Consider the following 13,874-nt stretch of genomic DNA (forward strand, 5'->3'; position numbering starts at 1 on the left):
AGAAAAAATGCTCTTTTGAGCAAGGGGTAAAGAGGAGAAAAATGAAAAAAACATCCATTATTTTTATCATGAGCATCAATCTGCTTTTGTTTTTTGCATGCAGACAGGGTGTCAAAACTCCGGACACAGTAGAAAATTCTTCACAAGAAGTGGCGGACTTGGCTGTTCTCTTGCAAAAGGACGAAGTGGTGTTATCATGGTCGGCCTTTCAAAATACTCATATAAGTTCCATTGAAATTACGGTTTTTCCCGTTTCCGCAAATCGTACAGTAAAAACTCCTGCCGGTATTTTTATGACTACGGCGGATAAAGATTCCTTTCTGCTTAAAAATTTGGAAAAAGGAAAAAAATACCGTTTTATTGTTAAAACAATTGATAAAAATTCAAATAAAAGTAAGGGAATTGAAATAGAAAAATTTATTCCGTTTGACGCATCAGATACAACCCCGGCAGAAGAGGTTTCTGATTTAGAGATAACAGCTCTTAATAAAGCGGTTTTTTTAGCATGGAAAGATCCTGCCGAAGATGATTTGCATTCCATTCAAATCAGTTTCGTTGAAACCGCCAAAGCAAGGGACGAGCTTTCCGCAATTGTTTTCACTGTAGAACCGAAAACCGAAGGCTTTCGTATCTCCGAGCTGGAAGGTAATAAAGAATATACATTTAATATTCAAACCATAGATAAAAACGGAAACAAAAGTAATGGAATTACCGGAAAGGCGACACCGTTTGATACACGGGAGCAATTACTGAAATTTTCCACGGTTCCCGCTGCCGAAGTATACACGAAAGAAACGGTATCTATTTCCCTTGAACTTGCTGCAAAACCTGTGAAAACTCTTAAATGGGCAAATAAATTACACGGAATTACATGGTTAAAAAACCCTAAAAACGGATATTGTATTGAGCAAAGAACACCGCCATATACTTTTACGGTGGAGAATTCCGGGGCGTATTCGGTTTTTGTCGAATATGAGGATGAAACAATTGATATTCAGTCAATCAATATAATGAATATTGATACAGAGCCTCCCTACCCTGCAAGTGATTTTACGGTAAAGTATAATTTTTCTAAAAAAGAGCTGCTATTAAATAATTTACAATATATTGATGATGGCTGCGGTGTAGATAAAGTTATTATCAAATATGATATTGAGGGAAAAAAGCAGCAAAATATTGAGCTTATCCAAGATTCCTCGCTTACAAGTTATACGATTAAAGATGTGGAACCGTCAGCCAAAGTATACAGTTTTTCAATGAAAGCTGTTGATAAACTCGGAAACGAGTCGAAGTTTACGCCTGAGCAAAAAATAACTCCCACCGAAACGGCAACAATTGTCAATGTTGATATAGATCGAAAGAAAATAGATACTTACGATAGCAATCGGTCAGTTACGGTGGAAATTACGGGTACAAAACTTACAATGGCGGAAGAGTTAAAAATTGATGTTGAAGATATCGGCATTATTGATTGTGCTATTTTAAATGAACACCGTGCACGGGCAAAAATAACGAATATTCCTCAGGTTAAAAAAGAGTATAAAATAACTGTTCTGTTACGATCGTCCGGCTCCGCTAGCCTTGAATCGCAAAAAGAAACAAGCTTTACCGTCTGCGATCTTGCCGCTGTCAATGAAATAAAAATAACACACGCAGACGGATCAAAATTTTCTACGGATGCTTACGGTGCAATAGAATTACCGAAGGGAACCACCGGTGTGATGCAAATCCTGCTTATCGGCTCGGAACTTGATATTAAAGATACCCTGTCGGGAGTGCTTTTTAACAATAGTTATGTAAACGGAACAGTGAATAAAAATGGAACGGAATCACTCGTTGAAATACCGCTTCCGACAGCACCGGGGACATATCAAATTCGCCCTGTTTTAAAAAGAAACACACAAGATCACTATGTTTTTGTTGCCGAAGCTACAATTTTGCGAATATCAGGCGATGCGGTATATCAGGGAATCTTGCTTCCGGGCTATAAAAAAGCTGCAAATGAAAGCAGCGGAATAATTATCAAAGGAGAAAACTTTGATAAAATTGACACTGCTTCTCTTGATATCAGCGTTTCAGACGGTATAATTAAAAACCCGAAGCTGATTGACAGTTTTACCTTGACAGCAGAATATCTTTTCCCCGATACAGATATGGAAGGAAAGGATATTACGGTAACAATTGATGGCACTAAAATAACGGAAAAAGTACATAGCCTGCAAATAGATGAAACGGGAGGCGTTGTAGGAGTATTTGCTATTCCCGAAGACGGGAACCTTTTAATTCCGAACTATGTGACGGCAATTAAAAGCGGCGCATTTGAAAACCAAACAACGCTAAAAACAATCGTCTTACCGGAATCAGTTTCTGAAATTGAAGAAAGAGCATTTTTCGGCTGTACGGCTCTACAGAGCATAGAAATTCCCGAATTTCTGCGCAATTTAGGAAAAGATGTTTTTCGCGGATGTACTGCATTGACTCAAATTGAATTGCCGAAAAATCTTGTTTCAATCGGTGATGGAGCATTCTATTTGTGCAAATCTTTAAAAACAATTACCATACCGGAAAGTATTACCGATATCGGAAATTATGTTTTTACAGATTCAGGTGTAACCGATATTACTATACCGGAAAGAGTTACGACAATAGGCGTTTCGGCTTTTTATAATTGTGAAAATTTACAGCGTGTAAAACTCCCTCAGAATATTGCAAGTATCGGTGACAACGCATTATACAATTGCAAATCGTTGACGTCTCTTATTTTTCCCGCTACCATCAGCAATATCACTATAGGGGAAAATGCTTTTAGCGGCTGCGAAAAATTAAAGATTTATGTACCGAGTGAAAGCATAAAAGAAAAAATGGAAAAAACCGGTGAGGGTAATCAAATTATTGTATATGCAAATTCGCAAGATGATTTTTACTTTGCCGATAAGAACAAAACCGAACTCTTGTATATTGATCGCCAAAATCAAGAGGAAATTTTTATTCCTAAAAACGTGTGCTCAATAAAAAGCATAGCTTTTTCTGAAAATAAAAACTTGAAAAAGGTAATAATCCCCGCAGGAGTAACCGCCATAGAAAAAGATACGTTCAAATTCTGCACAAGCCTTGAAACAGTTAAATTACCTAACACACTTGTCTCTATTGAGCAGGGAAGCTTTTATGAGTGTGCAAAACTAAAAAACCTTGTCCTTCCGTCAGGATTAAAAAATATCGGAAAAGATGCTTTTTTCGGTTGTACCGCACTCACGCTTACGTTACCGCTAAGTATTACAGACATACAATACGGTGCGTTCGGGCACAACGAAATGAATTGGTGTAAAAACCTTATTATTCCGAGTGAACCGAAAAACCTGCTTAAACAAAAAGCTATTACAAACGGCTACTCTCCCTATCGGATAAAATAAAAAAAAGGGTAAGATTTGATAATCTTACCCTTTTTTTTATTTGCCAAACTCTTATAAAATATATTTTCTTATCGCTTCCGCCACACCGGATTCCTTATTTGAGGAGGTTATATGCATTGCCGCTTCTTTTGCCAAATCTCCGCCGTTTTCCATACAGAAAGATAATCCAACCGCTTTAAGCATGGAAATATCATTAACTTGATCTCCAAATGCACATATTTGATCAGGGCGTATTTTATAATAGTCACAAAGTGTCGGTATTCCCGCTCCTTTTGTAATTCCTTCTGGCATAATATCTAAAAGATAGGGCATGGAAAGCTCTCCGTTCACACCTGCAATTGCATTGATATATTTGGTAACTGTCGAAAGCTTAGACTCATTATACTCACAAATTAAAAATTTGAGGATATTTTCAAAGCCCCCGTGCCGATCCAATTCTTTTATTTCAAAAATCGGAATAGGCGTGCTCCCGCCTTGTTCTGCAAGTTTGTTATAATTGTAATAAGTTTGTACACGCTCGCTGTTCGGTGCTTTTAACAAACAGGCGGGGGTATATACCACATAATCAAGATTTTCTTCGGTAAAATACTCAAGTAATTGTTTTGCCACAGACGCCGAAAAGCTCTTCGTAAAAAGAGGTTTTTCAATGGTACCGACAAAACCTCCGTTGCAGCAAATCATGGGAGAAGTTAGATCAAGCTGACGCACATATTCTTGAACCATTTGTATCATTCGTCCTGTTGCAATAGTAAAATCAATATTCTTTGCTTTTAATGCAGCTATGGCTTGTTTATTCTCTTCGGTAATACTTCCCTTATCATCCAAAAGAGTTCCATCCATATCACAGACCACTAATCGAATATCAGCATTTTTCATTCAATAACCCCCAAAGAACATTTCAGCAGCTCAATATATTTATTCATATACAGCTCCTCATCTATAGTTCCGGTATTCTATCATACAACGAATAACTATGCAAATGAGTTAATCATAAAGCTTTGCAAAGAGAGCATGCGGTAACGGCTTTTTTTTTATTCAATTTATGTTATACTGATAGCTGATGTCAGGTATAAGGGGTAACGTATGGCAAAATACTACTATAGCGTTTTTTTGATAACGCTATCCGTTTTTGGTTTTATATGAACTGTAAAAATTTTATAAAAAAGAGTCCGTGCCCGTTCAGAGTTTGACAACGGTGGGCAATTTACCATAGGAATACTGAATTATTGTTGCCCCCTTGATTACCATATATGAAAGTTAATTACAAAACGTTATACTACAATAGCCTGACTCAATGTAAGGATGTGTGATGAAAACAGATGATATTGTTCAATGGAGAGAATTTTTAGTACAACTGCCCGACAAACAGTTTTTTACGCTCATGAGGCTTTATTTAGGAGAGATAAAAACACCTTTTAATAAACAACGACTGATAGAAAGTCTATCTGCTTTTTTTCGTAAAAAACAAACAAAAGATATAATCCTTACAGGACTTGATCCTTTTGACACCCTCATTCTTTCCGCTGTAGCAAAAATGAATGCACCGACCAGAACATCGCTTACCGGATTTTTTTCAACATCGTATTCGTTATCCGAAATTTTTAATCGTTTATTAAACCTTGAAGAAAGGCTGCTTATTTACCGTAAGGAAACAAAAGAAACAACTGAAAAAATATACAAAATAAATCCTTTGTTGAAAGATTCTATAGAAAGTCTTATTGATTCATCAATATTTTTTTTGCCGGAAAAAAATACCGCCACTGTTACTGATAAAATAGCCATTGACGATTTAAACCTTTGCGGACTTTATTCATTCTTTTTACACGAAAAAAACGTATTAAAAGTTGACGGCAATTTTAAGAAAAAAACACAAACCGACCTGGAAGCGATTTTTCCCGGCTTAACCGATAATCCGGAAAAACTTTTGTTTGTTTGCACAGCCCTTCAAAACATCGGATTGTTTATAAGAAATGGAAGCACTCTTACTCCGCAGCAAGAACGATGGAAAGTTTTTTCGCAGCTATCCTTGTTTGAAAAAAGACTTTATATTTTGGTTGCCGTAAAAGAAAAACTGAAAAGGGATGACCTTGTCGCAAAAGCCAATTATTTTGCTCAATTTCTTTTTTCGTTACACACCGATGGTTTGTATAAAAAAGGAAATTTGGAACGTGCTTATTATCTTAGCATTCAGGACGCAGGATACCGACCGCACATACGAAAAGATGATTCATCAACTGAAGGCTTTGCGGATGCGGTTTCAATTATTTCTATTGCAGAAACACTCGGTTTCTTTTGTCGACAGGGTGATATGCTCATTGTAAATTCCGATATATTTAGCACACACCGGAAAGAAAAAGAGAGTCGGGAAGAAGCAATTCTTATTGACCCTTCATTTGAAGCTACCGTTTTGCCGGAAACCACCATGCAATTTCTGTTGCCGATCCTTTTTTGTATGAAACCGCTTTCAATTCAAACTATCGGAAGATTTGAAATTACCAGAAAAACTTGCGCGAATTGTTTTGAGCAGGGAATTATGAAGGAAGCGCTTATCAAATTACTTGAAGAAAAAACAAACTATCGAATACCGCAAAATGTTATGGTTTCTATTTCCGACTGGCATGACAACATCACTTCAGTGCGATTATATCAGGGCATTGTTATAAGCGTTTCAAAGTCAAAACAAATTTTCTTTCAAAAAAATGAAGAGCTTCAAAAATTAATAGCAAAAAAACTGGCGGATGGGGTGTTTTTATTACATGCGATAGATTTGGAAACGGTTAAGCAAAGTTTTACAAACGCAGGTTTGGAATTTTTACAAGAAAAAACACTTCAGCCACAACTATATATCCCCTCAAGTTTTTCTCCGTTAATTTTACCGGATCAGCTGAACAAAAAAAATACGGCATATAATAATAAAGATGAATGGAACAAAAATTTTGAAAAAACTCAAAAAGAGTACAATAAAATATTAAAAGAACTGGAAAAAACAGTGCGAGAAAAAACATTCACAAAAGAAGAAAAAAAAATACTAAAAGAAAGAATCCAGGAAAAAATCATCATCAATGAAAAACAAATTAATTCAGAAGCTGTTCGTACCGAAAAACGGGAAGTTTCGGGGATTGATTTTTTAGGCAAGTGCCGGCTTATTGATGCGGCAATAAGCAGTCGTAACCCTGTCCAAATTGAAATTGATTCCGCTAATGAAACCAAACGCATCATCGGTTTACCGCTTTTTATCGATAAAACCGAAGATGATGTAATAGTTAGCATAAAAACCGCCCAAAGTGATAATCTTGAAAAAATTTCCGTTGCCAGGTCGTCAAAAATAACACTTCTTCAAACTTCGATCTTTTCTTAAATTTCCGGGGCATACGCATACACAAGGGGTGGCTGCCCCTTAGACCCCGGCGAAGCAAAAGGAAAATAATAAAGCTTCGCCCATTGTTCAGAGCAGGTTTTCCTTCCCCTCTGAGACTCCTCTCTTACCTTCAACAACTGCTTATGGCTCTACCCGAAGAACCCGCCGTGGAACCAATGCCTATATCCTTTTTATTGTGCAAACTGTTTTCAGTAATGTCTAACTCGCAATAAAGATACAAAAATTTTCATGCCTGCCCTGTTAAATTTCTTTCTTAAACTTGTTTTTTTATGCAATATTTGTTACAATCTTCCTCATTTATTAATTAAAGGAAGAAACTAAAATGAAAACTAAAAAACAACATCGAAGAGAATTATTCAGCAGTCATATAGGCATGCTGTTAGCTTGTGTCGGCTCCGCTATGGGACTTGCAAATATTTGGATGTTTCCGGCTCGCTTAGGCGAGTTTGGCGGAATTACATTCTTAATTCCTTACCTCATCTTTCTTTTCGGATTTTCCTGTTTCGGACTTATGGGAGAATATGCCTTTGGGAAAAAATTCAGAAAAGGCCCTGTTCAGGCATTTGAACAAGTATTCGTGGAAAAAAACATGCCACAGTTCGGAGTAATAGGTTGGTTTCCCGTTCTCTCATTAATAGGAGTCTTGGCAGCTTATTCGGTTATCATGGGGTGGATTCTCAAGTACTTGGTACTTGCAATAACCAATTCGTTTGTCGCCATGGATGCCCCGGCAGTATTTAATTCTTTTGCGGGAACCGCTGCCAATATCCCTTGGACATTGCTAACCATCCTTGTTACCGCCATTATTGTCAGCTTAGGTATTCAAAAAGGAATTGAACGGTACAGCACGATAATGATGGCAACGTTTTATATTGTTGTTTTTTTCATTGTAATTAGAGCATTGACATTGCCGAATGCCCTACAGGGAGTTATTCATATGTTCACACCGAACTGGCAAGTATTTTTTAAAATGCGTGTATGGATTTATGCCTTAGGAATGGCTTTTTTCACCCTCAGCTTAGGCGGAGCCGCAATGGTAGTATATGGCAGCTATATGCCGGAAGAGACTGATGTTCCGAAAACAGCACGCCAGACTGCGGGTCTTGATCTTCTTGCCTCTGTGATGTGCGCTCTTTTTACTATTCCGGCTGCATTTTCTTTTGGCTTTGATCCCGGAGTAGGTCCCGGGCTTCTTTTTATCAGTATTCCCAACATTGTAACAAGATTACCGGCAGGATATATTTTCGGTATCCTTTTTTTTCTTTGTGCCTTATTTGCCGCCCTCACCTCCTCCATTGTTATGCTTGAGGTTCCCATTGAAGCCCTTATGTCAAAATTCAGAATCAGCAGAAAAAATGCAGCTATTTTAATGTCTGTTTTGGCAGCTGCGATTGCGGTTCCTCTTAATTTCAGTATGAGTGTTTTTGGGCGCTTTACTGATATTGTAACCATTATTATTTTTCCGCTCGCTGCGGTAACGGGAGGTTTTGTGATCTTCTGGGTTTACGGAGCGGAGAAATGCAGAGTTGATATGAATCAAACCGCAAAACGAGAGATAAAAAAATGGTTTTCTCCGTATATGAAGTACGTGTATGTACCGGTTTGTCTTTTGGTTGTCATTATGGGAATCCTCTTCGGAGGTTTATAAATTAAACGCCTGAATACCATAGCTGTTTTTATCAAACAAAAGAGATTTATTAATCCATTTTCAATCATTAATAGTAACTAAAACATTCCTTTGGTATTCAGGCAAAAATTTCATTTGATAGCCGGTTTCAAACTGTACCACAATAACCGCATTTTCATTTACATACTTTGACTGTATAATAATGCCGTACCCATAATCATCATGATATACCTTTTTTCCGACACCCCATTCGTTTTCCTGTTTTGCTATTGAGTTTGTCCTTACTGCATACGGATTTTGATTTAAAAAATCCTCTCCCGATATTTCAATAAGATCATCATCAATTTCGGAAAGAAAAATACTTGGCTGCATATACGAAAGCTTGCCATACATTCTGCGCATGCTTGCGGACGTAAGATACAACGAGTCCATCGCGCGCGTGCAGGCAACATACATAAGCCTTCGCTCTTCTTCAAGATCAAAAATATCTTCCGCATTACGAGGAAAAATACCATTTTCTAAACCGGTAATAATTACCCGTCTAAACTCAAGTCCTTTGGTATTATGAATAGTAATTAAATTAACCGAATCTTTTGCGTCATCCGCATTAACAAGACTCCTATCAAGTTCAATATGTTCCAAAAAATCAATAAGTCCTTGCAGAGAAAAGGGATATAAGACTGCATTATTTGCCAGTTCTTGTAAGTTTGCCGCTTTTTGTGTTCCCATAATTTCATCCTGATCCTGATGGAATTTTTGTAAGCCGGAAGCTTCAATCAGTTTCATAATAAATGCGGCAAGTCCCTCTGCTCGCAATGCGGAAGCAGTGATCTCACTTACACCGTTATTCTCTTCAGAATCCGAGTCTGTAAATATCTTTTTATTTTGAATATCTTTTTCATCAAAATAGCCTTCTCCTATTTCAAGAATTTTGCGAAGCTCGGTAATTATTTCAATAAATTCACTTACACCGGTTTTTGCTTTTTTTGTTAACCTGAGTTTTGGCACTAAAGTTTTTATTGCGGAAATAAAATCGGCATCGGTTTCAAAGTTAAAACTGTTTTCCTCTGCGGTAAACATAAGCGTGCGTGCTGCAGTAATAAGTTTTTCTTGAGTAACCGCACCGATACCGCGCGGAGGTTTGTTAATCATACGCCGTAAAGAAACCTCATCGCGTCCGTTTGCAATTAGGGCAAGGATTGCAAGAGTGTCTTTAATTTCTTCCCGATCATAAAATTTAAGCGAGCCGATAACCCTATAGGGAATTTTTCTATGTAAAAAAGCGGTTTCAAATCCAAGCGATTGTGCATTTGTACGATACAAAATCGCCCAGTCGGAATACGTATCCCCTTCCGATACGTTTTTTTCAATGAGTTCAGCGCAAAGCTCGGCTTCCGTCTCTTGATTGGGCAAAAAAAACAAATGCGGCTTTTCTCCTTCTCCTTTAACGGCAATAAGTTTTTTACCAAGCCGTCCGGTATTTTTCCCTACAACAGAATCCGCAGTGCGCAATATCGATGCGTAGGATCGATAGTTTCTTTCCAGTCGGATAATTTTTGTATGCTCAAAATTATCGGCAAAGGTTAGAATGTTTTGTACCTCGGCACCGCGAAAACGATAAATTGACTGATCATCATCACCCACAACACAGAGATAGGTAGCCGATCCTTTTAATGCTTTGAGTAATTCAAATTGTGCAATATTGGAATCTTGATATTCATCAACCATAATAACGGAAAACCTGTTTTGCAAAGTTTTTTGCACATCAGCATCTTCCTTTAAAAGTTTAACCGGCAATTGAATAAGATCTCCGAAATCAACGTTTCCTGTTTCTCGCAATCTTTTTTCATATGCTGCGTATATTTTTACAAACTCAAGACTGTTATCAATGTTTTTTACTAAGGGATTGTCAGGCGCAATGCAATAATCTTTTGCACGAGAAATTTTACCTGCAAAAAATCGAGCTTCATTTTTATTAAGCTGCGGCATTGCCTTCATTAAAAGCACCACAGTATCTTCCTCATCATAAATAGTAAAGCTCGATGTTAAGCCAATCCGATCCCCGTAACGCCGCAACAACCATGCGCCGAAAGAATGAAAGGTGCGCAACATTGCCCGTGATGCGGAAGGTTCAAGCATTTCCGCCCGTTCCCGCATTTCGTTTGCAGCCTTGTTCGTAAAGGTTACTGCCAAAATCTGTTCGGGCATAATTCCTTGTTCGGCAATAAGCCATGCAATCTTCGTTGTAATAACCCTTGTTTTACCCGAACCTGCTCCCGCTAAAATCAGCAACGGAGAACCGAGATGGCATACCGCCTCAAGTTGTTCGGGATTTAATACTTTTAAATAGTCTAATTCTTTCACGCCTGAAAGTATATCAAATAGACTTTGACACTGCAAGCATATCTTTTGCAGTGTCAAAGTTACCCGAACGTCAATCCGGTTTAATTATTTTTTTCACCCATAGTAACTTCTTTTGCTGTATATACCTTCCATTCACCGGTATCATTGCTTCTGCCTATCGAAGCTGACGGTGTAATATTACAACAAAAGAAATCTTCTTCACAGAAGGCTTCCCCTTTCATCTTCCAAACTCCGGCAGCAACCGCTTCTTTTGCAGCAGTTTCAATTTCCGGAAAAGTCCATTTAAATTCAGGTTTTTGCTTCTCTTTTCCTTTTGGACGAATGTTAAAATAAAGAACCGCATCCTGAATAGTGTTATCCGAAGGGTTTTTGACCGTAATAGCATTCGGATTTCTTTGCGGAGGACGTTTTTGAATATTCCCCCAAAAGTCCCGCGCATTTTTACAAGCTTGACTTCCCCCTGAAATAATAGAGGCATCAACCTCATCTTTATTTTCTTCTTCAATTGACCACCAGTGAAACACTACGCGCTCTCCCTTTTTTACCTCCGCAGAAGGAAAAGTATAATGATGTTGCTCATCATCTTTCGATCCAACATTTGAAAGCTGAATGCCGAAAAGATTCCCATCCTCTTCCACAATAAATTCAATAAACTCATTTTTTTTACTGCTAGCCAAAGGACGCAATTCGGTAATTTTCAATCTTGCAGGTTTTGAATTTACCGTGGTAAACGACACCTGAAAATCAAGACTTTCGTTTGTTTTGTCAGATGCGGATCCGCTTAACAACAATACTTCCCCGATTCCCATCTGCTTGGTCGGCGTTACCTCAAAGAAATTAGCTTCACTGACACCTTCAGGCAACACATAGTCTTCCGGTTTTTCAATTTTTTGTAACTTATACTCCAGCTCTTCTTCATTTTCAGCTAAAAGCTTAGGGTTATTTAAAGAAACCTCCTCTCCGCTAAACCCCAATTGAATACCGTTCCCCCTCGTTCGGTTTTGATAAATCAGTTTTATCGATTCTTGCTCCGGCTTCATTACTCCAATAATTTTAGGTTTGTTTGCAACCCCTCGGCAAGAACCGAATCCAGCGGCAATAATAATACACATCATTGCCTTCACAAAATATGAACTTCTCATCGTTCCACCTCCGATGATTAATTATTGAAATAATATTTTGATTTGGCATAAGTATTAAAATTTTTAGCATAAATTATTGCCGATACCGAAAACTACTGTAGCGTTTTGTAATTAACTTCCTGTTATAAAAATCGGAGTATCAACAATAAGCGCCTGCGGATTTAAGCATTCCTATGGTAAGTTTGCTCACCGTTGCGCCGTGTCGAGCTCTTTTTATAAAATTGTCTTGATATCAAAAAAAGGTTATGTCAGCAAATTTGAGGTTAATGCAAGCACTATGCCGATAAAAGGGAAAAGACTAAATACTCCGAAAAGTGCGGGATAGCCGAAAAACTGAATAATATATCCTCCTAAAATGCTTCCGATAATATACGCAAGCCCAACCGCAGCCACACTGTATAAAGTCATTCCCAGTGATGCCGCTTTTTTCGGCGCATGTATAACACAAAAGAGTACCGCAACCGGATGAAAAAGTCCGAAATTAAATGCGTGCATAAGTTGTGCAATAACCGCTCCGGTGAAGGTTGGAATTGCGATATAGGTAAGATTTCTGATACTGATAGTTAAGAGCACAAAGATTATAAGTTTTGGAATACCGAACTTTCTGATAAATTTTCCCGACAAAAACATCAAAGGAATTTCCGCCATCGCCGAAAGCGCCCAAAGCCCCGCGTAAGATTGTAAATGCAAGTATTCTTCTACATATAATGAAAAAAAACGCTGCGAAGGCACCATTCCGAGAAAACCTAGAAAGATTAAAAATAAACCAAACCAAAAAGATTTGCTAAAACGTTCAGCCGAATCAGCATCTTTTTTAAGAAAAAAGGAAAAAATATTTTTGCCGGTATTTTCTCTTTTAGGCACGGGAAGCGGTACAAAAATATCTTTTAAAAAGAAAAGAGAGCATGTAAAGATTGATCCACTAACCGCAAAACCGATAATAATTGAGGCAATATTATCTTGACGAATAACCGATGTAAACTGCAAAAACAGCGTCATGGACACAAACCCCAGAGAACCAAGCGCACGAATTTTTCCGTAATCACTGCTTTTATCCCCTAATCGCTTTGCAGTAAAAGAATCCAGCAGGGGAACCGCACCTTTCGTGCCCAGAGCAAACAGACAAAGACAGACAACTGTTAATATGATAAAAGAAAAGCTGATAAGCGGTAATAAAGCCGTAGCGGAAATAATGCCAAGCAAAACCAGCGCAAGACCGTATTTGCCGTTTGTATCAATTTTTGCACTCACCAAAAGCGGTAAAACAGCCCCCGCAGTTTCAAAAACGCCGAGCAATAAACCGATCTCTCCGCTGTCATATCCCATAGAGCGTAATAAAAGGGCAAGATACGTATTAATTAATCCGTATATCAAAAAAAACAGACAATATACAATGCCTATATTCATTGGGAGATATTACTCTTTATTCATAATGCTGTAAAGTATTAAAAACGCTGTGTAGAACTACTGCTGCAACCCCTTGCATCCTGCTTTAGAGTGCTGATCATTGCGTGGAACGTTCTTTTGATACCTCAATTAATTTTAATACATCTTATATGAATCGTAAAAAAATTTTATAACCTGAATTGTCAAGTTACACTGAACACGGATACAAAAAATCCATAAAAATCCCAGAGAATTACGCCTGACATAAAAGGAATTACGCCTGACATAAAAGATTTACGTCCTGTCTAATTGGAAAACCTCGCAACGCCGAAAGAGAAATCTCCCAAATTAAAGAACGTCTCTCCGCAATCAAAGGTTATCGACTTAAACAGATTTCTCGGTAATTTTGTAAACCATTGATCAAGCCTTTGTTCTACTGCCGCAGCGGTTGTTTCTGCCAGTTTCAATGCGATAATCAGTTTTGAAACACGCTCTGCAAGCGTCATGACCGCACTTTTGTGGTCTTTGCCGACAATAGTATCTCCTTCCAAATGCCCGAACTCACT

At 37.9% G+C, this 13,874-nt stretch carries 7 protein-coding genes and 1 pseudogene; 3 read left to right on the plus strand and 5 right to left on the minus strand.

Going from position 1 to position 13,874, the window contains the following annotated elements:
• Positions 1-41: 41 nt before the first annotated feature.
• On the plus strand, positions 42-3,410 hold the full coding sequence (locus FUT79_RS10800) for a leucine-rich repeat protein (RefSeq protein ID WP_024751807.1): 3,369 nt from the start codon (positions 42-44) through the stop codon (positions 3,408-3,410).
• A 51-nt stretch (positions 3,411-3,461) separates the two neighbouring features.
• On the opposite strand, the gene FUT79_RS10805 is transcribed toward FUT79_RS10800, so the two are convergent.
• Complete coding sequence (locus FUT79_RS10805) at positions 3,462-4,286, minus strand: Cof-type HAD-IIB family hydrolase (RefSeq protein ID WP_002696198.1); 825 nt, start codon at positions 4,284-4,286, stop codon at positions 3,462-3,464.
• Positions 4,287-4,719: 433 nt separating this feature from the next.
• Here FUT79_RS10805 and FUT79_RS10810 point away from each other — a divergent pair, with 433 nt between their 5' ends.
• Positions 4,720-6,768: a hypothetical protein gene (locus FUT79_RS10810; RefSeq protein WP_044634913.1), complete on the plus strand. Its 2,049-nt coding sequence runs from the start codon at positions 4,720-4,722 to the stop codon at positions 6,766-6,768.
• A 343-nt stretch (positions 6,769-7,111) separates the two neighbouring features.
• Positions 7,112-8,437 carry a sodium-dependent transporter gene (locus FUT79_RS10815; protein ID WP_002696204.1) on the plus strand — a complete coding sequence of 442 codons (1,326 nt, stop codon included), beginning with the start codon at positions 7,112-7,114 and terminating at the stop codon, positions 8,435-8,437.
• Positions 8,438-8,497: 60 nt separating this feature from the next.
• Here the strand turns inward: FUT79_RS10815 and FUT79_RS10820 are convergent, their stop codons facing one another.
• From FUT79_RS10820 to FUT79_RS10835, 4 genes and pseudogenes are all read right to left on the minus strand, one after another.
• Positions 8,498-10,780 (minus strand): ATP-dependent helicase, encoded by a 2,283-nt coding sequence (locus FUT79_RS10820; RefSeq protein ID WP_148889801.1) that lies wholly within the window; start codon positions 10,778-10,780, stop codon positions 8,498-8,500.
• An 80-nt stretch (positions 10,781-10,860) separates the two neighbouring features.
• Positions 10,861-11,922 (minus strand): lipoprotein TP_1001-related protein, encoded by a 1,062-nt coding sequence (locus FUT79_RS10825; protein ID WP_044634912.1) that lies wholly within the window; start codon positions 11,920-11,922, stop codon positions 10,861-10,863.
• A 243-nt stretch (positions 11,923-12,165) separates the two neighbouring features.
• Positions 12,166-13,329 (minus strand): MFS transporter, encoded by a 1,164-nt coding sequence (locus FUT79_RS10830; protein ID WP_052335619.1) that lies wholly within the window; start codon positions 13,327-13,329, stop codon positions 12,166-12,168.
• A 326-nt stretch (positions 13,330-13,655) separates the two neighbouring features.
• Positions 13,656-13,871, minus strand: a pseudogene (locus FUT79_RS10835) (IS30 family transposase); the annotation flags it as partial.
• Positions 13,872-13,874 lie beyond the last annotated feature (3 nt).

Origin of the sequence: Treponema phagedenis (genome assembly GCF_008153345.1) — a bacterium.
GTDB lineage: Bacteria > Spirochaetota > Spirochaetia > Treponematales > Treponemataceae > Treponema > Treponema phagedenis.

Bases quoted from the DNA above. Each gene is read 5' to 3' on its own strand.
- FUT79_RS10800 (WP_024751807.1), top strand. From the start codon at position 42: ATGAAAAAAACATCCATTATTTTTATCATGAGCATCAATCTGCTTTTG.
- FUT79_RS10805 (WP_002696198.1), bottom strand. From the start codon at position 4,286: ATGAAAAATGCTGATATTCGATTAGTGGTCTGTGATATGGATGGAACT.
- FUT79_RS10810 (WP_044634913.1), top strand. From the start codon at position 4,720: ATGAAAACAGATGATATTGTTCAATGGAGAGAATTTTTAGTACAACTG.
- FUT79_RS10815 (WP_002696204.1), top strand. From the start codon at position 7,112: ATGAAAACTAAAAAACAACATCGAAGAGAATTATTCAGCAGTCATATA.
- FUT79_RS10825 (WP_044634912.1), bottom strand. From the start codon at position 11,922: ATGAGAAGTTCATATTTTGTGAAGGCAATGATGTGTATTATTATTGCC.
- FUT79_RS10830 (WP_052335619.1), bottom strand. From the start codon at position 13,329: ATGAATATAGGCATTGTATATTGTCTGTTTTTTTTGATATACGGATTA.